The sequence below is a fragment of the Pseudomonas sp. LB3P81 genome (genome assembly GCF_054897965.1).
In genome coordinates this window covers 1,834,789-1,856,965 of record NZ_JBUBVG010000001.1, presented here as the reverse complement: position 1 = coordinate 1,856,965, position 22,177 = coordinate 1,834,789, and the positions used below count along the sequence as shown (strand labels likewise).

The following is a 22,177-nucleotide window of genomic DNA, read 5'->3' as shown; positions in this document are numbered from 1 at the left end:
TGACGGGGCAGGGCGGGACGCAATAATTGTAGTACCCGACTATAACGCGCTGCCCGGTCGACTGTGAACGCAGACGGCTTATTCAGTCCCTGAATGGAGCGTCACATCTTGACTCAGTCTCGGCGGCTGGCCAGTATTGAGATATCGCCATTTTGGCGATAGCTTGCGGAGCATGTCTACTAAATATCGATTTCGCGATACGTACCGCATTCAGTTGCGCGAGAGGGATCACCCGCCGCCCCATGTCCACCTGACCGGTGGCGGGCTGGATGTGATGCTCTGCCTGGAAACCGTCGACGTGATGGTGGGAAAGGCGCCGCCGCTGATTATCAAGGAAGCGCTGAATTGGGTCAGGGCCCATCAGGTGCAATTGCTGGAGGACTGGAAACGATGTTACCCATGAAACGACCACGATTGTCTGCCGTGCAGGCCTTGCCGGATTACCGTTTGGCGCTGACATTTATCGACGGTCAGCAACTGACGCTCGATTTGAGCCGTGACCTGCGTACCTATCCGGGATTGCAACCATTGCTGGAGGCGGGTGCTTTCGACGGTGCAACCCTGGGCGATGATGGCTGGAGCGTCGAGTGGCCCGAGCAGGATATCCAGATTGGCGCAGACACTGTGTATCTGGATGCGCTCGCGCAAAACGCAGCGGATGAAAACACCCGGATCTTCATCGACTGGCGTGCGCGTACCGGGTTGCCGCTCAATCAGGCGGCCGAAGCGCTAGGGGTCAGCGCTCGCAGCATCACCCGCTACAGCAGTGGTCGTGAAGCCGTGCCCCGATCATTGGCCCTGGCGTGTCTGGGCTGGGATTTTTTGCAGCAGCGAGACCCGGCGCGGGCAGCCGAAGAGACCGGCCGCTACACCGTTACACGCAAACCCTAACCGGCTTCCGGCTTCGGCCGTTCATACCGGGCATTGAATGCCTGGACAAAACCATTACGCAAAATCTGCAAAAACGCCTGGAATGCGCTGATATCTTGCCGATGTACATTGCCGCTCAGTTCCACGCGAGTCGCAAACTGGTTCTTGCCCTGGTTTTTCAGCACGGTTTCGGAGCCGCCGACAATGGCCTCCCAAATGGACCGGAACAGCCCTTTGTCCTTGTTCTCGACGTCCTGCTGCCAATTGAATACGTCGACGTCTTTCAGCAGCGGTTTGATGTAACCGGTCAACTGAGCCTTTTTGGCTTGCGCTTCAATGACCACATCACCGTGCCCGGCATTGAAATCGAACTTGCCATAGGCCGAGGCAAAGTCGTTCATGCGTTTGAGTTCAATGTCTCTGGCGCGTAGGCGGAACTGGAAATCTTCGAAATTGCTCAATGGATCGAAAGTCGCGGTGGTTTCCAGTGGGGCGTGCCCCAGTAGCAGCGCTTTGCCATCGAAGCGTGCGTCGCGCTTGCCTTCCTTGTCGATGACGTTGGTCAGGTTGTAAATGCTGGCGTTGACCTGGGTCGCGTTCATGTTCACGGGAGGCTTGGAATTGAAGTTTCTAAAACTGATCTTGCCATCGAAAATACGCACTTCGTCCAGGGTGATCGGTGCCAGTTTGCTCAATTGCGCACGCCAATCGGTGCCCTGACCGGTTTGCGAGTTTTGCTTGTTGGCGCCGCCGTCGACGAAGTTCACCTCGGGATTGAAGAACTGCACCTTGGCCACTACAGCGTGGTCGTACAGGAGCGAATGCCAGCTGACGGCAAGGTCGATCAACGGCGCATTGACGAAGGGCACCGGGACTTTGCCATCGACCTTGACGATTTTCAGCCCGTTAATCTTGTAGGCCCCGCGCCACAGGGCAAGGTCGACATCGGTGATCTGTCCACGGTAGTCGCCCATGTCGGCGAGCTTGTCATTCAGGTAGTCACGTACCATGTAGGGCAGGGCAACATGCAAGGTAATCAATAGCACAACGAGGCCGACGAGGGTCCATAGGGGCCAGCTGTATCGACGTTTCATGATGGCAAATCTCCGGCGATGTAAGACCATTGACTGCGGTGGTCACCGGACGTTCGACCCGACTGGACGACCACGGGCAACAGGCATACCGTGAAGGGCTAATTCAACGCTGTATAAGGACCCAGCCATGAGCCGTATTTTTGCTGACAACGCCCATTCCATCGGCAATACGCCGCTGGTGCAGATCAACCGCATCGCTCCGCGTGGCGTGACCATCCTGGCCAAGATCGAGGGGCGCAATCCTGGTTATTCGGTCAAGTGCCGGATCGGAGCGAACATGATCTGGGACGCCGAAAGCACTGGCAAACTCAAGCCTGGCATGACCATCGTCGAGCCCACTTCCGGTAATACCGGCATTGGTCTGGCGTTCGTTGCCGCTGCACGGGGCTACAAGCTGATGTTGACCATGCCGTCGTCCATGAGCATCGAGCGTCGCAAAGTGCTCAAGGCGCTGGGCGCAGAACTGGTGCTGACCGAGCCGGCCAAGGGCATGAAAGGCGCGATCGAAAAGGCTGCCGAGATCCTCGCCAGCGACCCGTCCCTCTACTTCATGCCGGCGCAGTTCGAGAACCCCGCCAACCCGGCCATCCACGAGAAAACCACCGGTCCGGAAATCTGGAACGACACCGACGGTGCGGTTGATGTGCTGGTGGCAGGCGTTGGAACGGGCGGAACCATTACCGGAGTTTCGCGGTATATCAAGAATACCCAGGGCAAACCGATTCTGTCGGTGGCGGTGGAGCCGGTGGTGTCGCCAGTGATCACTCAAGCAATGGCCGGTGAAGAGATCAAACCGAGCCCGCACAAGATTCAGGGCATCGGCGCCGGTTTTGTGCCGAAGAACCTCGACCTGTCGATGGTGGACCGTGTCGAGTTGGTGACCGACGATGAATCCAAGGCCATGGCCCTGCGCTTGATGCAGGAAGAGGGCATTTTGTGCGGTATATCCTGTGGTGCTGCCATGGCCGTGGCCGTACGCCTGGCGGAAACCCCGGAAATGCAGGGCAAGACGATCGTGGTGATCCTGCCCGATTCTGGCGAACGCTACCTGTCGAGCATGCTGTTCAGTGACCTGTTTACCGAGCAGGAGAATCAGCAGTAGGAGCTGCCGCAGGCTGCGATCTTTTGATCTTGTTTTTGATCTTGTGGTCGGGGGGTTGATTCAGGGTCAGCCCCCGTTCAGGAGACTTATGGTAACAAGTGCTTTATTGCACAATCCTGAACAGTGAATGTTGAGTTGTGCGGGTTATTCCCGAGGCCGGTAATGTTGATAATGGCCGACAGCCACGTCGGGTAAATGGCGTTGTGCAGGGTTGATTTTTCTCAAGGAGTTGTTGATGACCTTTTCCTTTGCCGCGAAGGCGTCGCTGTTGCTGCTGTTTATGGGCAGTACTCTGTATGTGCATTTGCGCGGCAAGGCGCGTTTGCCGGTCTTGCGTCAGTTCGTCAACCACTCAGCGCTGTTCGCACCTTACAACGCGTTGATGTATCTGTTCTCCAGCGTACCGTCCAAGCCCTACCTGGACCGCAGCAAATTCCCGGAGCTGGACTTGCTCAAGGACAACTGGGAAGTCATTCGCGGCGAAGCGATGCATCTGTTTGACGAGGGTTACATCCGCGCCGCCGAAAAGAATAACGACGCCGGGTTTGGCTCGTTTTTCAAGAAAGGCTGGAAGCGTTTCTACCTCAAGTGGTACGACAAACCCCTGCCATCGGCCGAAACCCTGTGCCCGAAAACCGTGGCGCTCGTCAGCAGCATTCCCAACGTCAAAGGCGCCATGTTCGCGTTGTTGCCGGGCGGCAGTCATCTCAACCCGCACCGCGATCCGTTTGCCGGTTCCCTGCGTTATCACTTGGGGCTGTCGACGCCTAACTCCGATGATTGCCGCATTTTCGTCGACGGTCAGGTTTACGCCTGGCGTGACGGTGAAGATGTGATGTTCGACGAGACGTATGTGCACTGGGTGAAGAACGAAACCGAGAAGACTCGGGTGATCCTGTTCTGCGACGTTGAACGTCCGCTGAGCAACCGATTGATGACTCGGATCAATCGTTGGATCAGCGGCTGGCTGGGGCGCGCCACAGCTCCACAGAACATCGACGACGAACGCGTTGGCGGGATCAACAAGGCCTATGCCTGGAGCAAGAACTCCAGTGACAAGGTCAGTGGTGTCGTCAAACAGTGGAAGCGTAGTCACCGTAAGGCCTACCGTGTGTTGCGACCGGTACTGGCGGTGGTGGTGTTGACAGGGTTGGGGTATTGGTTATTTGGGTGATTCGATTTCCAGATGAAAAAACCGCTCCTTTTTGAGCGGTTTTTTTTTGCCCCGAATTTCATCGGCGCCCGGCGAGCACGTCAGGTTCTTCGCCTTCGATGCCCGTCGCAAGTAGTTCCAGAAGGCGTCGCTGACTGTCTGTGAGCGCTAGAGCAATCTTTTTCCTTTCCAGTACGGGTAAGCGATTTTTTGTAGGGGATTTCTTACTGGATTTACCCATTTTGTCCTCCGCTATTGATCATTGATTAAGCAGTTTTTTACGATACTTGGCTTTCCACCGCTTTGACAAGCCGCCGTTCAGTATCGAAATAGAAGCCATGTTGTTGATAGATAGGAATCGCCCCTTTCAGGGGCTCCTGAACTTCGATGAATCTACTTCCGATAATTGTGGCGTAGTGCTGAATGACCATTATGGACAATGTTGCAATACGTTTTTTAAGGGGGTGAGCCTCTCTTGGCCGTCCCTCCAGTCGTACGATGCGAATTCGTTGCCGACTTTTGTTTGGATTTGCGAAGCAAAGTCCGCACAGTTGTTCATCGAACCAGATGGATAGATCCAGCGCCAAAGGCTCCTTCGCCTTCCATCCAACTACTTCATGCCATGAAAAATGCAGATCATCCCAGCGCTCCCAGGCACTCAATGCATGTACGTCGATCGGTTCAAATCGCACCTTCGATAAATCAAGAACGGTAGGGCCAAACCGTTCCTTTTCCTCTTGCAACTCGGCGGTGCTGACGGCTGCCAGTTTTCTAGCTCTCGACTTATACAACTGATACCGAAGATGCGTCCGTTCCCTTGGCATTTGATCTCTTGCATTCCATGTCTCCCACCGCGGGCGATTTCCTTTCCCTCAGAGTAAGCAACAGGTCTAAAGCTGTCTTTACTGGCCCTTTGTCCAAGTCATTGCAATCCATGTCACCCGCTGGTTATAGTCGGCGCTCGGTGGTTTCCAACCCACCGTCCACCTCATCAAAAAAGATCAGCACATGCCAGTTTCCCTCATCAACGCGGTAGTCGATTCAGCGGTCAACGCTGGCGTCGTGCCGTGCGGGAATCAGCAGCCTGTGCAGATCAGTCATTACCCCCCACCTGTCCGTAGCACGCCGGTGTGCGCAGTCGTATCACCGCCGGGCGTTGGCATTTCGGGCTGATCAGCTTCTGTTTGCTGCTCACCCTGCCTGCCTGAAAAAACTACTGGATTTCAGCTTCGGCTGAGTTGGCTTCTTGCCTGACTACAGGCGGTATTCATGTTTGTCCTTTCGAAAAAATCCGCGCTCGCGGCGGCGTCCACGAGCCTGTTCGTCCTGCTGTGGAGCAGCGGGGCGATCTTCTCCAAATGGGGGCTGGCCCACGCGTCACCCTTTGCCTTTCTGCTGATTCGCTTCGCCATCGCGCTCTGTGGATTGGTGCTGCTGATGCCGTTGCTCAAGTTGAAACTGCCCAAGCGTGGTAAACCGTTGCTGTACGCGATGGCCACGGGCGTGGTGTTGCTGGGGGCTTATCAGATTTTCTATCTGTTGGCCCTGGACCTGAAAGTCACGCCGGGCGTGATGGCCACGATCATGGGCGTGCAGCCCATTCTCACGGTGGTGATCATGGAGCGGCAGCGCTCAGCCAGCCGTCTGTTCGGTCTGACCCTGGGCCTGGCCGGTCTGATCATGGTGGTTTACCAGGGCATCGGTCTGGCGGGCATGTCGCTGGCGGGGATGCTCTTCGGTTTGCTGGCGTTGGCGAGCATGACGTTCGGCTCGATCATGCAGAAACGGATCACTGAAAATCCCCTCGGTACATTGCCTGTGCAGTACCTCGCGGGCTTGTTGCTCTGCGGGATTTTCGTGCCGTTCCAGCCTTTTCACTTCGAGCACAGTAGCGGCTTTGTCGTGCCGGTGTTGTGGATGGGGCTGGTGGTGTCGGTGTTGGCGACATTGCTGCTGTATCGGCTGATCGCCCGGGGTAATTTGGTGAACGTCACCAGTCTGTTCTACCTGGTGCCGGCGGTGACAGCGGTGATGGACTACCTGTTTTTCGGCAATAGACTAGCGATACTGAGCCTGCTTGGCATGCTGCTGATAATCGTCGGTTTGGGGTTTGTGTTCCGTAAGTCAGCGTAGAAACGGACCGGGGTATATCCATTTCAGCGGTAACGGCGGCTATTGGTTTCGCCCTTACGGCGAGTCACTTGGAAAAGCCCCAAGTAACCAAGGGCTCTTGCCCCTGTCGTTCGGTGCCTCGCTGGGGCTCGGCATGCCCTCGCTCCGGTCCTGCTCCGTGGGCCCGCCGCGATCGGCCATCCCTGGCCGTGCGCGGCTAACCCGGCATCCATGCCGGGTTGCCCACTGCGCAGAACCTGCGCTCGGCCACTCGAGGGGGCGACTACCGCAACAGCACCGCGAGGCGGCCTACCAGCCGACCTGGCTCTTCAGACGTACGCATTCACTTGTGGGAGCGGGCTTGCTCGCGAAGGCGCCATCAGCGGCACCATCAATTTACCGGGCCACCACCTCAACCTTCTTCATCACCGAAGTCTTCAACACCAACCACAACGCCGCCGCAATCAACACCCCGCCATAAATGTGTGCCATCGACAGCGGCTCATCCAGCAATAACCCCCCCCACAACACGCCAAACGGCGGAATCATGAAGGTCACGGTCATCGATTTCACCGGCCCGATTGAGCTGAGCAGCCGGAAGTAAATAATGTACGCAAAGGCCGTGCACCCAAGGCCCAGACCTAACAACGACAGCCACACACTCCAGCCGCCCCAGCTCGCCGGTGGCTGGCTGATCACGCTGTAGCCGAACAGCGGCAGCAGAAACAAGGTCGCTCCGAGCATGCTGCCCAGCGCCGAAAGACGGCTGTCCAGACCGCCGGCCTGATCGAGCCAGCGGCGGGCGAGGAACCCGGCGAAGCCATAGCAAGTCGTGGCGAGCAGGCAGGCGAGGGCGCCCATCAGCAATGGCAGGTCGAACGCCACCGGGCCGGCACGGGTCAGGATGGCGACGCCGAACAGGCCGAGGAACACCCCGCCCAGTTTGGCTACGGTGAGTCGTTCACTGAAGAACAGGCCGCCAATCAACACACCCATCAATGGCGTGGTGGCGTTGAAGATTGCCGAATAACCGGCCGGCAGTACCTGGGCCGCCACGGAGTAGAGGGTCGCCGGAATCCCGGAGTTGATCACCCCGAGCAACATCACGGTTTTCAACTTGCCTTTGAAATCCCAGCTGATGCGCATCAGCCCGATAATCACCAGCAACCCGGCTGCGGCGATCGACACCCGGAAAAAAGCAGTGGGGATCGTGCCAATCACTGGGGCGATGATGCGCATGAATAGAAAGCTCGCGCCCCAGATGGCGGCAAGCGACAACATACGCAGAATATCGACGGGGTTCACAGCGCGTTCCTTCCTTGATGGGGACGAAAGTGTTACTGAGTGCCTGATCGATGGCAACCGAAAAACGGGCATTAAACTCTCCAGGGCGTCGATGACGCGGTGGCGCGAAAATTACGCTTCTCCTGCACCCGCTTCACTGGCTAAGCTCAGGGCTCCCGAATTCCCGCAGAGGTCTCACCATGCCGCAGCAATGGCCAGCCGCCGACATCGCCCGAATGATCCTCGATGGCTTTGACGATTACCGCGAGCACTTCCGTCAGATTACCGACGGCGCCCGGGCCCGCTTCGAGCAGGCGCAGTGGCAGGAGACGCAAGTCGCCTCGGCGGCGCGGATCAACCTCTACGAAGAAAAAGTCAGTGAAACGGTCGACCGGCTACACATCGCTTTCGACGCCGACACGCTGGATGTCAGCTGCTGGCCACTGGTCAAAAGCGCTTACATCAGCCTGATCGACCTGCGTTTCGACGATGAACTGTCCGAAACCTGGTACAACTCGATCTTCTGCGGGCTGTTCAGTCATGACCTGATCAGCGACGGCTGCATGTTCATCCACACCACCCGGCCGAGCCTGCGCCGGGCGCGCGCCGCACAAACTCGCACCTACAAACCCCAGGGCAAGCTGTCCGATATGTTGGCAAGTATTTTTGCCGACTACCGCTTCAGCGAGGATTACGCTGACCTCGAAGGCGATCTGCGCCGTCTCGAAGCGCAACTGCGCGAGAACCTGCCGGACTGGGTGTGCAAAGACCCCGAATTGAACGTCGAGCTGGTTTCTTCGGTGCTCTACCGCAACAAGGGTGCGTACCTGGTGGGCCGAATCTTCACCCGGGACGAGCAGTGGCCGCTGGTGATTCCGCTGTTGCACCGCGAAGGGAAGGGGATTCAGATCGATGCGTTGATCACCGATGAAGCCGATGTGTCGATCATCTTCTCGTTCACCCGTTCGTACTTCATGGTCGACGTGCCGGTGCCGGCGGAGTTCATCGGTTTCCTGCGGCGCATTCTGCCGGGCAAACACATCGCCGAGTTGTACACCTCGATAGGTTTCTACAAGCACGGTAAATCCGAGTTCTACCGGGCGCTGATCAACCACCTGGCCAATACCGACGACCAGTTCATCATGGCCCCCGGTGTGCGCGGCATGGTGATGAGCGTGTTCACCCTGCCGGGGTTCAACACCGTATTCAAAATCATCAAGGACCGTTTCTCGCCGTCGAAAAACGTCGACCGGGCGACGGTGATCGAGAAGTACCGACTGGTGAAAAGCGTCGACCGGGTCGGACGCATGGCCGATACCCAGGAGTTCGCCGACTTCCGTTTCCCGTTGAGCAAGTTCGACCCGGCGTGCCTGGAAGAATTGCTGGAGGTCGCCGCGTCCACCGTTTCGGTGGAGGACGACACCGTGTTGATCCGCCACTGCTGGACCGAACGGCGGATGACGCCATTGAACCTGTACCTGGAAAACGCCAACGAGGCGCAGGTGCGCGAGGCGCTGGAAGATTACGGTCTGGCGATCAAGCAATTGGCGGCGGCAAACATCTTTCCCGGCGACATGCTGCTGAAAAACTTCGGCGTCACCCGTCACGGTCGCGTGGTGTTTTACGACTACGACGAGATCTGCTTCCTGACCGAAGCCAACTTCCGCCACATCCCGCAACCGCGCACGCCGGAAGACGAGATGGCGTCCGAACCGTGGTATTCGATCGGACCGCTGGATGTGTTCCCCGAGGAGTTTCCGCCGTTCCTGTTCGCCGATTCCGGTCAGCGACGCTTGTTCGATCAGTTGCATGGCGAGTTGTACAACGCCGATTACTGGAAAAGCCTGCAAGAGGCCATTCGTGCCGGCAAAGTGATCGACGTGTTCCCGTATCGACGCAAAGGCCTCGATAACGAGTAACGCACCTGAGTGAATCCTGTGGCGAGGGAGCTTGCTCCCGCTGGACTGCGCAGTAGTCCCCTTCTTTTTAGGTAGAGATGGGGTCGCTTCGCAACCCAGCGGGAGCAAGCTCCCTCGCCACAAAAAACAGGTTGCATTCGTCGCTTTAGACCCAAATCTGCGACAATCCGCCCCCTGCGCCACTAGACGACTTATTGCGTACCTGATGACTGACGAATCGCCTTCAATCGACAAACTGCTGAAAAACCTCGATCACGCCATGCTCGCCGACCGCCACCGGCTGCGGCGGCAGTTGCTTGAACTGCGCAAGAAACCCGACGAAGCCAAGCTGGCCCAGTGGGTGACGCGCATGCAGGCGTCCTGTGATCAGGTGCTGGCGCGACGTGCCAGCCTGCCGGTGATTCGTTACGACGACAGCCTGCCGATCGCCGCCAAGCGTGACGAAATCAAGGAAGCGTTGCTCAAGCATCAGGTGCTGATCATTGCCGGCGAAACCGGCTCGGGTAAAACCACCCAGTTGCCGAAGATCTGCCTGGAGATCGGTCGCGGCCAACATGGCCTGATCGGCCATACCCAGCCGCGTCGAATTGCGGCGCGCAGCGTCGCCAGCCGGGTCGCCGAAGAACTGGCGACGCCGTTGGGCGCGCTCGTCGGCTATCAGGTGCGGTTCGAGGATCAGAGCGATTCCAACACCCTGATCAAACTGATGACCGACGGCATCCTGCTGGCGGAAACCCAGAACGACCGTTACCTCGAACGCTACGACACGATCATCGTCGACGAAGCTCACGAACGCAGCCTCAATATCGACTTCCTGCTCGGTTACCTGAAAACCCTGCTGCCCCGTCGTCCGGACCTGAAGGTCATCATCACCTCGGCGACCATCGACCTGGAGCGCTTCTCAAAACATTTTGACGATGCGCCGATTGTTGAAGTCTCCGGTCGCACCTTCCCGGTGGAAACCTGGTACCGCCCGCTGACCCTGGAACAGGATGAAGAGGGCAACCGCGTCGAAGACGACCTGACCGTGGACCAGGCGATCCTCGCGACTCTCGACGAAATCGCCGCGTTCGAACGCAGCGAGCGCAAGAGCCCCGGCGATGTGCTGGTCTTCCTGCCCGGAGAGCGCGAGATTCGCGACGCCGCCGACATGCTGCGCAAGGCCCAACTCAAACACACTGAAATCCTGCCACTGTATGCGCGGCTATCGCCGGCCGAACAGCAGCGGATTTTTCAGTCGCACCCGGGTCGTCGCGTGGTCCTGGCGACCAACGTCGCGGAAACTTCGCTGACGGTGCCGGGCATTCGTTACGTGATCGACAGCGGCACCGCGCGTATCAGCCGTTACAGCTACCGCGCCAAGGTCCAGCGCCTGCCCATCGAAGCGATTTCCCAGGCCAGCGCCAACCAGCGTAAAGGTCGCTGCGGGCGGGTCGAGCCGGGCATTTGCATCCGCCTCTATGGCGAGGAAGACTTCATCGGTCGCCCGGAATTTACCGATCCGGAAATCCTGCGGACCAACCTGGCCGCCGTGATCCTGCAGATGCTGCACCTGCGCCTCGGCGAGATCACCGATTTCCCGTTTATCGAGCCGCCGGATGGCAAGGCCATCAGCGACGGTTTCAACCTGCTGCAAGAACTCTCGGCGGTGGATCGCAACAGCCAACTGACGCCGCTGGGGCGCAACCTGGCGCGTTTGCCGGTGGACCCGCGCATGGGCCGCATGCTGCTGGAAGCGGCGAAACTCGGCAGCTTGCAGGAAGTGCTGATCGTCGCCAGTGCCATGTCGATTCAAGACCCGCGCGAGCGTCCGCCGGAGCGCCAGCAAGCGGCGGATCAGGCCCACGCGCAATGGAAAGACGTGGACTCGGACTTCGCCGGGCTGGTCAATCTGTGGCGTGGTTTCGAAGAGCAGCGCCAGGCGTTGACGGCGAGCCCGCTGCGCAACTGGTGCCGCAAGAATTTCCTGAACTACCTGCGTCTGCGCGAATGGCGTGATTCCCATCGCCAGTTGAGCCTGATCTGCCGCGACATGCAGCTGAGCCTCAACAAAGAGCCGGCGGATTATCCGAAGCTGCACAAAGCCGTGCTGTCCGGATTGCTCAGCCAGATCGGCCAGAAAACCGATGAGGGCGATTACCTCGGTGCCCGTCAGCGGCGGTTCTGGATTCACCCGTCATCGGGCCTCGGCAAGAAGCGTCCGCAATGGCTGATGACCGCCGAACTGGTGGAGACCACCAAGCTCTACGCGCGCATGGTCGCCAAGATCGACGCCGACTGGATCGAGCCGCTCGCTGGGCACCTGATCAAGAAAAACCACTTCGAACCCCATTGGGAGAAGAAGCGCGGTCAGGTCGTGGCGTTCGAGCAGATCACCTTGTTCGGGCTGATCGTGGTCGGCCGCCGGCCAGTGCATTACGGGCCGGTCGATCCGGTGGTTTCCCGCGAGTTGTTCATTCGTGAAGCGCTGGTGCGTGGTGAGATTCAGTCAAAGGCCAAATGCCTGACGGCCAACAAACAACTGCTGGAACAACTGGACGAACTGGAAGCCAAGGCCCGTCGCCGCGATATTCTGGCCGATGAAGAAACCCTGTTCGCCTTCTACGATGCGCGGTTGCCGGCGGAGATTCACCAGACGGCGACCTTCGATAGCTGGTATCGGGTCAACAGCCAGAAAGATCCGCAGCTGCTGATCATGCGCGAAGAAGACGTGCTGGCCCGCGAGGCCAGTGAAGTCACCGCCGCACATTACCCGGACACCTTGCACATCGGCGATCTGGAACTGGCGCTCAGTTACCACTTCGAACCGAACCATCCGCGCGACGGCGTGACCTTGCGTGTGCCGGCGCCGTTGTTGCCGATGCTGCCGCCGGAGCGTCTGGAATGGCTGGTGCCGGGTGTGATCGAAGCCAAGTGCATCGCGCTGGTGCGCAATCTGCCCAAGGCGCTGCGCAAGAATTTTGTACCGGTGCCGGATTTCGTCAAAGCCGCGTTGCAACGCATGACCTTCGCCGAAGGTTCGCTGCCTCAAGCGTTGGGTCGCGAGTTACTGCGCATGACCGGTGCGCGCGTCAGTGATGAAGCCTGGGCCGAAGCGGCGCAGCAGGTGGAAAGCCATCTGCGCATGAACCTGGAAATCGTCGACGGCCAGGGCAAGTTCCTTGGCGAAGGACGTGATCTGGCGGAACTGACCGCTCGATTCGCTGAAGCGAGTCAGGCTGCTTTGGCCGTTCCGCAAACGGCGAAAAGCCAGCAACCGGTCGAGGCGAAAGTCTTCGCGGCCGTGGCGCAAAAGACTCAACAGAAGATCGCCGGGCTGTCGATGACGGTGTATCCGGCGCTGGTGGAAGAGGCCGGCACGGTCAAGGAAGGGCGATTCTCGACGCCGGCCGAAGCCGAGTTCCAGCATCGCCGCGCCTTGCAGCGCTTGCTGATGCAACAACTGGCGGAACCGGCGAAATTCCTGCGCGGCAAGTTGCCGGGGCTGACCGAACTGGGCCTGATGTACCGCGACATGGGCCGCATCGACAGCCTGGTGGAAGACATTCTGCTGTCCAGTCTCGACAGCTGCATCCTCGACGGCGAAGACCCATTGCCGCGTGATGGCGCCGGACTGGCGGCGTTGGCCGAGCGCAAACGTGGCGGCTGGACCGAGCACGCCGAGCGGCTGGCGAAGCTGACCCTGGAGATTCTCAAGCTCTGGCACGGTCTGCAAAAACGTTTCAAGGGCAAGATTGATCTGGCGCAGGCCGTGGCCCTGAACGATATCAAGCAGCAGCTCAGTCATCTGGTGTATCCGGGGTTTGTCCGCGAAACGCCAATGCAGTGGCTCAAGGAACTGCCGCGTTACCTGAAAGCCATCGAGCAACGGTTCGAGAAACTCGGTGCCCAGGTGCAGAAGGATCGGGTCTGGAGCGGTGAGTTGTCCGGCCTCTGGACCCAATACCAGACCCGCGCCGGCAAGCATGCCCAGGAAGGCAAGCGCGATCCGCAGCTTGAGCTGTATCGCTGGTGGCTGGAGGAGTACCGGGTTTCGCTGTTCGCCCAGCAGTTGGGGACCAAAGTGCCGATCTCCGACAAGCGCCTGAACAAGCAATGGACCCAAGTGGAACCTTGACGCGATCTCCTGTAGGAGCTGCCGAAGGCTGCGATCTTTTGATCTTTCTTTGCCGCGACACTAAAAGATCAAAAGATCGCAGCCTTCGGCAGCTCCTACAGGTAACCGTGTTTGATTCGGCAAATAGGGCCAAACCCCAATGTTTATGGCAAACTTCGCGCCTATAAATGCCGGCCCCGCAGTTTTGAGCCTCTCAAGGTTCGGGCGGAACGGATTAAAGCGATGCCAGGTTTGATTCCTCTGACGGGAACAGACCCTTTATGCGTTGGTACGTCGGTGCCAACGCTTTCTGCCTGAACAGATTAGAGAAACGACCATGTATAACGTCGTCATCAGCGGCACCGGCCTGTACACCCCGGCCAACAGCATTTCCAACGAAGAGCTGGTGCAGTCTTTCAACGCTTACGTTGCGCAATTCAATGCCGACAACGCTGACGCCATCGCCCGTGGCGAAGTCGAGGCATTGACCGAGTCCAACGCAGCGTTCATCGAAAAAGCCTCCGGCATCAAAAGCCGCTTTGTCATGGACAAGGACGGCATTCTCGACCCGCAACGCATGGCGCCACGCCTGCCGGAGCGCTCGAACGACGAGTGGTCGGTGCTGTGCCAAATGGCGATCGGCGCGGCCGAGCAAGCCTTGCAGCGCGCCGGCAAAACCGCCGCCGACATCGACGGCGTGATCGTTGCCTGCTCCAACCTGCAACGCGCTTACCCGGCCATCGCCATCGAAGTTCAGGAAGCGCTGGGCATCCAGGGTTTCGGTTTCGACATGAACGTCGCCTGCTCCTCGGCGACTTTCGGTATTCAGGCGGCCGCCAACAGCGTGCAACTGGGCCAGGCCCGTGCGGTCCTGATGGTCAACCCGGAAGTCTGCACCGGTCACCTGAACTTCCGCGACCGTGACAGCCATTTCATCTTCGGCGATGCAGCCACCGCGGTGATCATCGAGCGCGCCGACCTGGCAACGTCCAAGCACCAGTTCGACGTGGTCAGCACCAAGCTGTTGACCAAGTTCTCCAACAACATCCGCAACAACTTCGGCTTCCTCAATCGCGCGGCGGAAGAGGGCATCGGTGCCAAGGACAAACTGTTCGTGCAGGAAGGCCGCAAGGTGTTCCGTGACGTATGCCCGATGGTGGCCGAGCTGATCGCTACGCACCTGGAAGAGAACCAGCTCAACGTCGGCGACGTGAAGCGCTTCTGGCTGCACCAGGCCAACCTCAGCATGAACCACCTGATCGTGAGGAAACTGTTGGGCCGCGAAGCCACCGAACAAGAAGCACCGGTGATTCTCGACACCTACGCCAACACCAGCTCCGCCGGTTCGGTGATTGCATTTCACAAGCATCAGGATGATCTGGCCGCCGGTTCGCTGGCGGTGCTCAGCTCGTTTGGCGCCGGCTACTCGATTGGTAGCGTGATTCTGCGCAAGCGCTGAGTTCGACTAAAAAGATCGCAGCCTTCGGCAGCTCCTACAGGGTTATGTAATCCCATGTAGGAGCTGCCGTGTGGTGGTCGAACGTTTTTGGACCATGATGTAGGAGCGTCGATTTAAGGAAGCATCATGGGATATCGGGTTGTTACCTCTGAGGAAAAAGCGGAAGCCATTCGCTTGGTTGTGGAGATGAATTACTCCATACCTAAAGCCTGTGAGGCTACAGGTGTGGGGCCAACAGCGTTACGCCGCTGGGTTTCACGCTGGCGCCGGGAGCAGGAAGGAATTGTGCAAGCTCCTCGCCTACAGGATCAGGAGCTGATTGAGTCGCTCCAGGCGAAACTGGCGCTACTTGAAGCCGAGAACCAAGTGCTAAAAAAGCAATTGCCCTCTCATCTAAAGGTTCTGTTCGGTCGAACCAAGTGATTGATGGCATCAGAGGGGCAATGTCGATTCGGCGTATGTGTGTCTTGTTCGGCTTGGCCCGCAGCAGCTATTACGTGAAACGTAAAGCCGTGCGGCAGCGACCAGTTTTGGGAGATCTGGGGAGTAAACTTCGTGCGTTGCATAAGCAGCATCGAGAAGCATTGGGTACTCGCGGGCTATCCAAGGAGTTGAGGAAAGAGGGAGTTTTTATAGGGCGTTATCGAATGCGTACCTTGATCAAGACCTTTGACCTACAGCGGCGCAGGCCACGTTATGCGCACTATCGCCGGGCCACGAAGCCAGCTGTCGTTGCACCGAACATACTTGATCGTCGTTTCAATCCAGCCCGGTCAGACACGCTTTGGGCAGGTGATATCACCTACATCAGAGTGGGACATGGCTGGCTGTACCTGGCAGTGGTGATGGACCTGTTTTCGCGCAGGATTGTGGGATGGGCTTGCTCACGAACAGCGGATGCCGAGCTGTCTATGAAGGCACTGAAGCTTGCGGTAGCACTACGCCGTCCGATGCCTGAACTGCTATTTCACTCTGATCAGGGCTGCCAATACACCGCCGATCGCTTTGTTGAGTGCTTGGCAGAAAACCGGATCGTTCAGAGCATGAGTCGTCGAGGTAACTGCTGGGATAACGCAGTAGTCGAGCGCTACTTCAGGACGTTGAAGCACGATTGGATGCCGGAAAACGGATACCAGAATCATTTCGAAGCGGAGAAGGATGTGATGGATTTCATCTCGCACTACAACCATCGCCGTTGCCACTCAGCCTCGAACAACTTGCCGCCTGCGCTGTTTGAGCAGCAGGCGGCTTAATGCTCCTACGGAGTGGTGCAAAAAAACTGAACCACTACACCGAAGGCTGCGATCTTTTTTTTTGCACAAAAAAACTCGCGCTGCTGTATCGGACGGATGATGGGGACCGATACAGCAACGCGAGTTTGTAAAAGCAGTTCGGGCTTCCTTGCCCGAACCGTGTAGCAGGGATCAGAACTTGGCTTCAGCATCCAGTTGCAGGGTGTTGATTTTCGAATCCCGCAGGTTGGCGTTGGTGTAGTCGGAATCAGCCAGGAAGTACGTCGCGCCGAGGGCGAAGTTCTTGTCGATCTCGTAGCTCACTTTCAGCTTGCTGCCGCGCGAACCGGTGAAACCGTTGGCGAAGTCGGAGTCGGTGAAGGCACCGACAACGGCATTACGCTGTACGTCGCGATAGTTGTAGTCCACGCCGAAGCCGAAGACGTTGGTCTTGACACCGGCCAACCAGCCCATGTCCTGATCGTTGCTGGCATCGTCGTTGTTGACGACTTGACCGTAAAGCGACAGCGGCATTGGCAGGCCGCCGATGTCGATCTGACCAAAGCCTTCGTACAGTTTGAACTGTTCGTTCGCAGTGTTGCCGTTAATGGCCAGTCGGCAGGTGTTCGCAGCACAGGTATTGTTGATGTCGTTGTCGTTGTCGTAAGCGTAGAGACTGCCGCCCAGAGTCATTTTCAAGTTGTCGGTGATCGCGAAGCGCGCGCCCAACTGGCCCGAGTACAGACGCAGGTCGTGACGGAACTGCTTGCCTTCGCCGTCGACGTTGTCCTTGAGGGTGAAGTGACCGGCGCTACCGAACAGCTCGGTGCTGCCGCCCAGCGGGTATTTGTAAGTCAGTGCCAGACCTTCCGGGCTGATGTCGCTATCCCAGATGATGTCGCCCATGCTCACCCATGGTTGCGGCATCTTGCCGCCGATCAAGTGCAGATTCTTGATGGCGTCAGGGTGGTAGTCGACGTAACCCTGGTCCAGCCAGATGTCTTTCTTGGTGAAGTTGTTGTCCAGGCTCTGGTTGGTGGAGCGAGGATCGTTGTCGCTGCCGGTGGCAATACGAATGCCGGTGTCCACTTGCGGGTTGATTGCAGTGTAGGCACCCAGGCGGACACGAATACGTTGACGGTCCTGGTCGCCGGTGTTGGAAACACCATCGTTCTTGACCGTTTCCTGACGGAAACGCACGTCACCCTTGAACTGGGTCTTGGCGGCCCACGCCAGCTTCTGGTCGAAGGTGCTCAGCTCATTGGTTTTCTTCGCCGTTGCTGCGATCTGCTCGTTGCTCTCTTGTTGAGCCTGACGGGCGATTTGCTGTTCTTTCTGATCCCGGGCCAGTTCGGCTTGCAGTTCGCCGTACTGCGCGTTGGTAATCGAACCGTTAGCCTTCAGCATGTCGAGCAGTTTGGCGTCGACTGCGGCACTGGCCGGAACACTCATGGCCAGCAACAGTCCGCCACACAGGGCCGCCGCAGTTTTCGTGGAAGCAAGACGCATATCAATCTCCGAAGATGAAAGGGGATGACTGAGCCATCCGGGGCACAACCGACCGTTGAAGGACGGAAACAGTGGCCGGGTTAGAACCCGACGCTCTAAAAACTTGCGCCAGTATCGCGATGGTTTATGACAAATCGGTGGCAATGTGATGGCGTCTCGATGACGAAACAAAGCTTTTATGAACTTTTTACTCGCCGGTCTGCCGGCGGATCGCAGGGTGTGGAACAGGCGTCGATAAGCGATAATCGCAGGGCTTTACGCCGCGAAGTGGAGAGAAGTGGATGCCGTTGCAACGTCTGGAAAAACTGTCTGATATAGCACCGCGCACCTGGGATGCCCTGGTGCCGGATGCTCAGCCGTTTCTGCGCCATGCCTTTCTAAGCGCACTGGAGGACAGCGGCAGCGTCGGTCCGCATTCCGGGTGGCAGCCCGAGCATTTGCTGCATATGGAAAGTGGCCGGTTGATCGCCGCGCTGCCCAGTTACCGCAAATGGCACTCCTACGGCGAGTACGTGTTCGATCACGCCTGGGCCGATGCGTGCGAGCGTGCCGGCATCGACTATTACCCCAAATTGCTGACCGCCGTGCCCTTCAGCCCGGTCAGCGGACCGCGTTTGCTGGCGGCCACGGTTGAGGACGGTTTCGAACTGCTGAAGAGTTTGCCCGGCTACCTTGAGATCGAAGAACTCTCCAGCGCTCACATCAACTTCACGGACCCGTTCACCGACGCGGCACTGGCTGAACAACCCGGCTGGCTGCAGCGCATCGGCTGTCAGTACCACTGGCAAAATCGCGGCTATCGGGATTTTCAGGACTTCCTCGACGTCCTCAGTTCACGCAAGCGCAAGCAGATGCGCAAGGAGCGCGAGCAGGTGGCGGGGCAGGGCTTCGAATTCGAATGGCTGGAAGGCCGGCAACTGGATCAGGTGCAGTGGGATTTCGTTTACGCCTGTTACGCCAACACCTATGCAGTGCGTCGGCAACGGCCTTATCTGACGCGAGAATTTTTCAGCCTGTTGGCCGAACGCATGCCGGAATCCATCCGCGTGGTGCTGGCCAAACAAGGCTCACGACCGGTGGCCATGGCCTTCAGCCTCGTAGGCGGCGACAGTTTTTATGGGCGTTACTGGGGCTGTCTGGCGGAGTTCGACCGTCTGCACTTCGAGACGTGTTTCTATCAAGGCATGGACTACGCGATTGCCAACGGCTTTCAGCGTTTCGATGCCGGCGCTCAGGGTGAGCACAAGCTGATTCGCGGGTTTGAACCGGTGATTACCCATTCCTGGCACTACTTGCGCCATCCCGGCCTGAAAGCGGCGGTAAAAGACTTCCTTCATCAAGAGCGTCTCGGCGTGTTGGCGTATGCCGAGGAAGCGAGGACCGCCTTGCCTTTTCGGCAAGACTGATCCTTCGTCCGTGGGCTCAAGTACTTTCCTTGCCCAGCCAACGATAGGTCACGCCACCGATCACCGCACCGAGCAGTGGTGCGACCCAGAACATCCACAATTGCGCGATGGCCCAGCCGCCGACAACCAGTGCCGGTCCGGTACTGCGAGCCGGGTTGACCGAGGTGTTGGTGACGGGAATCGAGATCAGGTGGATCAGCGTCAGGGCCAGGCCAATGGCGATCGGTGCCAGCCCGGCAGGCGCACGTTTGTCGGTCGCGCCGAGGATGATCAGCACAAACATCGCCGTCATCACCAGCTCACAGACAAAGCCTGCGGCCGCTGAGTATTTACCGGGGGAGTGTTCGCCGTAGCCGTTGGAAGCGAGGCCGGCGGAGAGGTCGAAGCCTTCCTTGCCACTGGCAATGTAATAGATCAGCGCGGCGGCGATAATCGCGCCGATGACCTGGGCAATGATGTAAGCGGGCAGTTCTTTGGCCGGGAACCGACCACCTACGAACAAACCGACCGATACCGCGGGGTTGAGATGGCAGCCGGAAATATGGCCAATGGCGAACGCCATGGTCAGCACCGTCAGACCAAACGCCAGGGCCACGCCAAGCACCCCGATCCCCAGCGGAGAAGACGCGGCCAGCACCGCACTGCCGCACCCCCCCAACACCAGCCAGAACGTACCAAACAACTCAGTGACTGAACGTTTGAACAGAGACATGAGATCTTCCTTGATAGGCGAGCTATCGAGACTGAATCGAGTGACGCATCCTGCGGGTTTACGGCTGGCTCATCTCCAGAACCTTGGCTGAGTACAGCAGGGTTTTTATGGATTGCCAGCGGGCGTGAAAAAACCGCCAGCGCCTGTGGTTGGCGGGCTGTGGCGGTTCTTGTGATGGGTTTAGCGGTCTTTTGTGGCGAGGGAGCTTGCTCCCGCTGGACAGCGAAGCTGTCCCCATGGCGAAAACTCCGTTGTGTCAGACAAACCAGGCCGCCTGAATTTACGACTGCTGCGCAGTCGAGCGGGACGGTGCGGCGTTCCGACAAGCTCCCTCGCCACAGAAGCTCTCTCCCACATGGGCGGTGGTGAATTCGAATTAATCGATCCCGACAAACCCGCCCGTCTGATGCTGCCACAACCGCGCATACAACCCGCCATGCGCCAGCAGTTCAGCATGGGTCCCCGTCTCGGCGATCTTGCCTTTCTCAAGCACCACCAACCGATCCATCCGCGCAATGGTCGAAAGCCGGTGCGCGATGGCAATCACGGTTTTACCCTGCATCAGGGTTTCGAGGCTTTCCTGAATCGCCGCTTCGACTTCCGAGTCCAGCGCCGAGGTCGCTTCGTCCATGATCAGGATCGGCGCGTCCTTGAGCAGCACCCGTGCGATGGCGATCCGCTGACGCTGGCCGCCGGAGAGTTTCACTCCGCGTTCACCGACATGGGCATCGAAACCGGTGCGGTCTTCGGCGTCCGACAGTAACGGGATGAACTCGTCGGCACGGGCCTTGTGCACCGCTTCCCAGAGTTCGGCGTCGGTGGCATCGGGTTTGCCGTAAAGCAGGTTATCGCGGATCGAGCGATGCAGCAGCGATGTGTCCTGGGTGATCATGCCGATGCGCTCGCGCAGGCTTTCCTGGCCGACGTCGGCGATGTTCTGGCCATCGACAAGGATTCGCCCGCCCTCCACGTCGTAGAGGCGCAGCAGCAGGTTGACCAAGGTCGACTTGCCTGCGCCGGACGGGCCGATCAAGCCGATTTTTTCACCGGGTTTGATCGTCAGGTTGAGGTCGCCGATGATCCCGCTTTTCTTGCCGTAGTGAAAATCCACGTGCTCGAAGCGCACTTCGCCACGGGCAACGGTCAGCGGTTTCGCCGCTTCACGGTCGGTGACACTCACCGGTTGCGAGATAGTCCGCAAACCGTCCTGAACCATGCCGATATTTTCAAAGATGCCGGTGACCACCCACATGATCCAGCCAGACATGTTGACGATCCGAATCACCAGGCCGGTGGCCAGGGCAATGGCACCGACGGTAATCAGCGACTGCGTCCATAGCCATAACGCCAGACCGGTGGTGGTGACGATCAGCAAGCCGTTCATGCTGGTGATGACCACGTCCATGCTGGTGACCACGCGGCCAGCCAGTTGGGCTTTTACGGTCTGTTCCTGGATGGCTTCCCTGGCGTATTGCTGTTCGAAATTGGTGTGGGCGAACAGCTTCAGCGTGGTGATGTTGGTGTAGCCGTCGACGATCCGGCCCATGAGCTTGGAGCGCGCATCCGAGGACACCACCGAGCGTTCTTTCACCCGTGGCACGAAGTAGTAGAGGGCGCCAATGTAGGCTGCGATCCAGCACAACAACGGAATCATCAGGCGCCAGTCGGCTTCGGCGAACAGCACCAGCGAACTGATCGCGTAGATCAGCACATGCCACAGCGCGTCCACCGCTTGCACGGCGGAATCGCGCAGCGAGTTGCCGGTCTGCATGATGCGTTGGGCGATGCGCCCGGCGAAGTCGTTCTGGAAGAAATTCAGGCTTTGCTTGAGCACGTAGCTGTGGTTCTGCCAGCGGATCATGCTGGTCATGCTCGGGCTCAGGGTCTGGTGCACCAGCAGGTCATGCAGGCCCACGAATACCGGGCGCAGGATCAGTGCCACGACTGCCATCCAGGCCAGTTCGATGCCGTGTTCCTTGAAGAAGTTGACGTTCGGCGTGCCCTGGGCCAGGTCGATGATGCGGCTCAGGTAGCTGAACAGCGCCACTTCGATCAGTGCGCCGAACAGGCCGACGGTCAGCAGGGCGGCGAAACTCGGCCAGACCTGCTTCAGGTAATAGGTATAGAAGGGGAAAACACGGTCGGGCGGAGCCGCCGTGGGGGCGTCACGGAATACGTCGATCAGTTGTTCAAAACGGCGATAAAGCATTTGTTCTCCGCCCGCGCGCG

The 22,177-nt window shown here is 58.5% G+C and carries 17 protein-coding genes; 11 read left to right on the top strand and 6 right to left on the bottom strand.

Going from position 1 to position 22,177, the window contains the following annotated elements:
* The first annotated feature begins 172 nt into the window (after positions 1-172).
* Both ACYZTL_RS08560 and ACYZTL_RS08555 read left to right on the top strand, forming a co-directional pair.
* Entirely contained in the window at positions 173-403 is a 231-nt protein-coding gene (locus ACYZTL_RS08560; RefSeq protein ID WP_461951425.1) for a DUF4160 domain-containing protein, read from the top strand.
* Positions 391-891, top strand: a complete 501-nt coding sequence (locus ACYZTL_RS08555; protein ID WP_461951424.1) for a DUF2442 domain-containing protein — start codon at positions 391-393, stop codon at positions 889-891. The genes ACYZTL_RS08560 and ACYZTL_RS08555 overlap by 13 nt, the downstream gene beginning before the upstream one ends.
* On the opposite strand, the gene ACYZTL_RS08550 is transcribed toward ACYZTL_RS08555, so the two are convergent.
* Positions 888-1,964 (bottom strand): AsmA family protein, encoded by a 1,077-nt coding sequence (locus ACYZTL_RS08550; RefSeq protein WP_461951423.1) that lies wholly within the window; start codon positions 1,962-1,964, stop codon positions 888-890. The genes ACYZTL_RS08555 and ACYZTL_RS08550 overlap by 4 nt on opposite strands.
* Before the next feature lie 127 nt (positions 1,965-2,091).
* Here ACYZTL_RS08550 and cysK point away from each other — a divergent pair, with 127 nt between their 5' ends.
* Together cysK and ACYZTL_RS08540 are read left to right on the top strand one after the other, a co-directional pair.
* Positions 2,092-3,066 (top strand): cysteine synthase A, encoded by a 975-nt coding sequence (gene cysK, locus ACYZTL_RS08545; protein WP_461951422.1) that lies wholly within the window; start codon positions 2,092-2,094, stop codon positions 3,064-3,066.
* Positions 3,067-3,301: 235 nt separating this feature from the next.
* Positions 3,302-4,240 (top strand): aspartyl/asparaginyl beta-hydroxylase domain-containing protein, encoded by a 939-nt coding sequence (locus ACYZTL_RS08540; RefSeq protein ID WP_461951421.1) that lies wholly within the window; start codon positions 3,302-3,304, stop codon positions 4,238-4,240.
* 257 nt (positions 4,241-4,497) lie between these two features.
* Here ACYZTL_RS08540 and ACYZTL_RS08535 read toward each other — a convergent pair whose 3' ends face one another.
* Complete coding sequence (locus ACYZTL_RS08535) at positions 4,498-5,043, bottom strand: hypothetical protein (protein WP_461951420.1); 546 nt, start codon at positions 5,041-5,043, stop codon at positions 4,498-4,500.
* Positions 5,044-5,488: 445 nt separating this feature from the next.
* On the opposite strand from ACYZTL_RS08535, the gene ACYZTL_RS08530 reads away from it, so the two are divergent.
* Positions 5,489-6,352, top strand: a complete 864-nt coding sequence (locus ACYZTL_RS08530; RefSeq protein ID WP_461951419.1) for a DMT family transporter — start codon at positions 5,489-5,491, stop codon at positions 6,350-6,352.
* Positions 6,353-6,727: 375 nt separating this feature from the next.
* Here the strand turns inward: ACYZTL_RS08530 and ACYZTL_RS08525 are convergent, their stop codons facing one another.
* A complete protein-coding gene (locus tag ACYZTL_RS08525; RefSeq protein ID WP_461951418.1) occupies positions 6,728-7,636 on the bottom strand; it encodes a DMT family transporter in 909 nt (302 codons plus the stop codon).
* Between the two features lie 179 nt (positions 7,637-7,815).
* On the opposite strand from ACYZTL_RS08525, the gene aceK reads away from it, so the two are divergent.
* The 5 genes from aceK to ACYZTL_RS08500 all read left to right on the top strand — a co-directional run bounded on the left by aceK (position 7,816) and on the right by ACYZTL_RS08500 (position 16,342).
* Positions 7,816-9,534, top strand: a complete 1,719-nt coding sequence (gene aceK, locus ACYZTL_RS08520) for a bifunctional isocitrate dehydrogenase kinase/phosphatase (RefSeq protein WP_461951417.1) — start codon at positions 7,816-7,818, stop codon at positions 9,532-9,534.
* 205 nt (positions 9,535-9,739) lie between these two features.
* A complete protein-coding gene (gene hrpA, locus ACYZTL_RS08515; protein ID WP_461951416.1) occupies positions 9,740-13,651 on the top strand; it encodes an ATP-dependent RNA helicase HrpA in 3,912 nt (1,303 codons plus the stop codon).
* A gap of 316 nt (positions 13,652-13,967) precedes the next feature.
* Positions 13,968-15,089 (top strand): beta-ketoacyl-ACP synthase III, encoded by a 1,122-nt coding sequence (locus ACYZTL_RS08510; RefSeq protein WP_461951415.1) that lies wholly within the window; start codon positions 13,968-13,970, stop codon positions 15,087-15,089.
* Positions 15,090-15,215: 126 nt separating this feature from the next.
* Positions 15,216-15,512, top strand: coding sequence for a transposase (locus ACYZTL_RS08505; protein ID WP_461951414.1), 297 nt, complete (start codon positions 15,216-15,218; stop codon positions 15,510-15,512).
* 35 nt (positions 15,513-15,547) lie between these two features.
* On the top strand, positions 15,548-16,342 hold the full coding sequence (locus ACYZTL_RS08500) for an IS3 family transposase (RefSeq protein WP_461950135.1): 795 nt from the start codon (positions 15,548-15,550) through the stop codon (positions 16,340-16,342).
* Between the two features lie 171 nt (positions 16,343-16,513).
* Here ACYZTL_RS08500 and ACYZTL_RS08495 read toward each other — a convergent pair whose 3' ends face one another.
* Positions 16,514-17,830, bottom strand: a complete 1,317-nt coding sequence (locus tag ACYZTL_RS08495; protein ID WP_461951413.1) for a putative porin — start codon at positions 17,828-17,830, stop codon at positions 16,514-16,516.
* 281 nt (positions 17,831-18,111) lie between these two features.
* Here ACYZTL_RS08495 and ACYZTL_RS08490 point away from each other — a divergent pair, with 281 nt between their 5' ends.
* Positions 18,112-19,236: a GNAT family N-acetyltransferase gene (locus ACYZTL_RS08490; protein WP_461951412.1), complete on the top strand. Its 1,125-nt coding sequence runs from the start codon at positions 18,112-18,114 to the stop codon at positions 19,234-19,236.
* A 16-nt stretch (positions 19,237-19,252) separates the two neighbouring features.
* Here the strand turns inward: ACYZTL_RS08490 and aqpZ are convergent, their stop codons facing one another.
* Both aqpZ and ACYZTL_RS08480 read right to left on the bottom strand, forming a co-directional pair.
* Positions 19,253-19,948, bottom strand: coding sequence for an aquaporin Z (aqpZ, locus tag ACYZTL_RS08485; RefSeq protein WP_461951411.1), 696 nt, complete (start codon positions 19,946-19,948; stop codon positions 19,253-19,255).
* A gap of 376 nt (positions 19,949-20,324) precedes the next feature.
* The gene (locus ACYZTL_RS08480) at positions 20,325-22,157 is read right to left on the bottom strand and encodes an ABC transporter ATP-binding protein (protein ID WP_461951410.1); all 1,833 of its coding nucleotides are present in this window, start codon (positions 22,155-22,157) and stop codon (positions 20,325-20,327) included.
* Positions 22,158-22,177 lie beyond the last annotated feature (20 nt).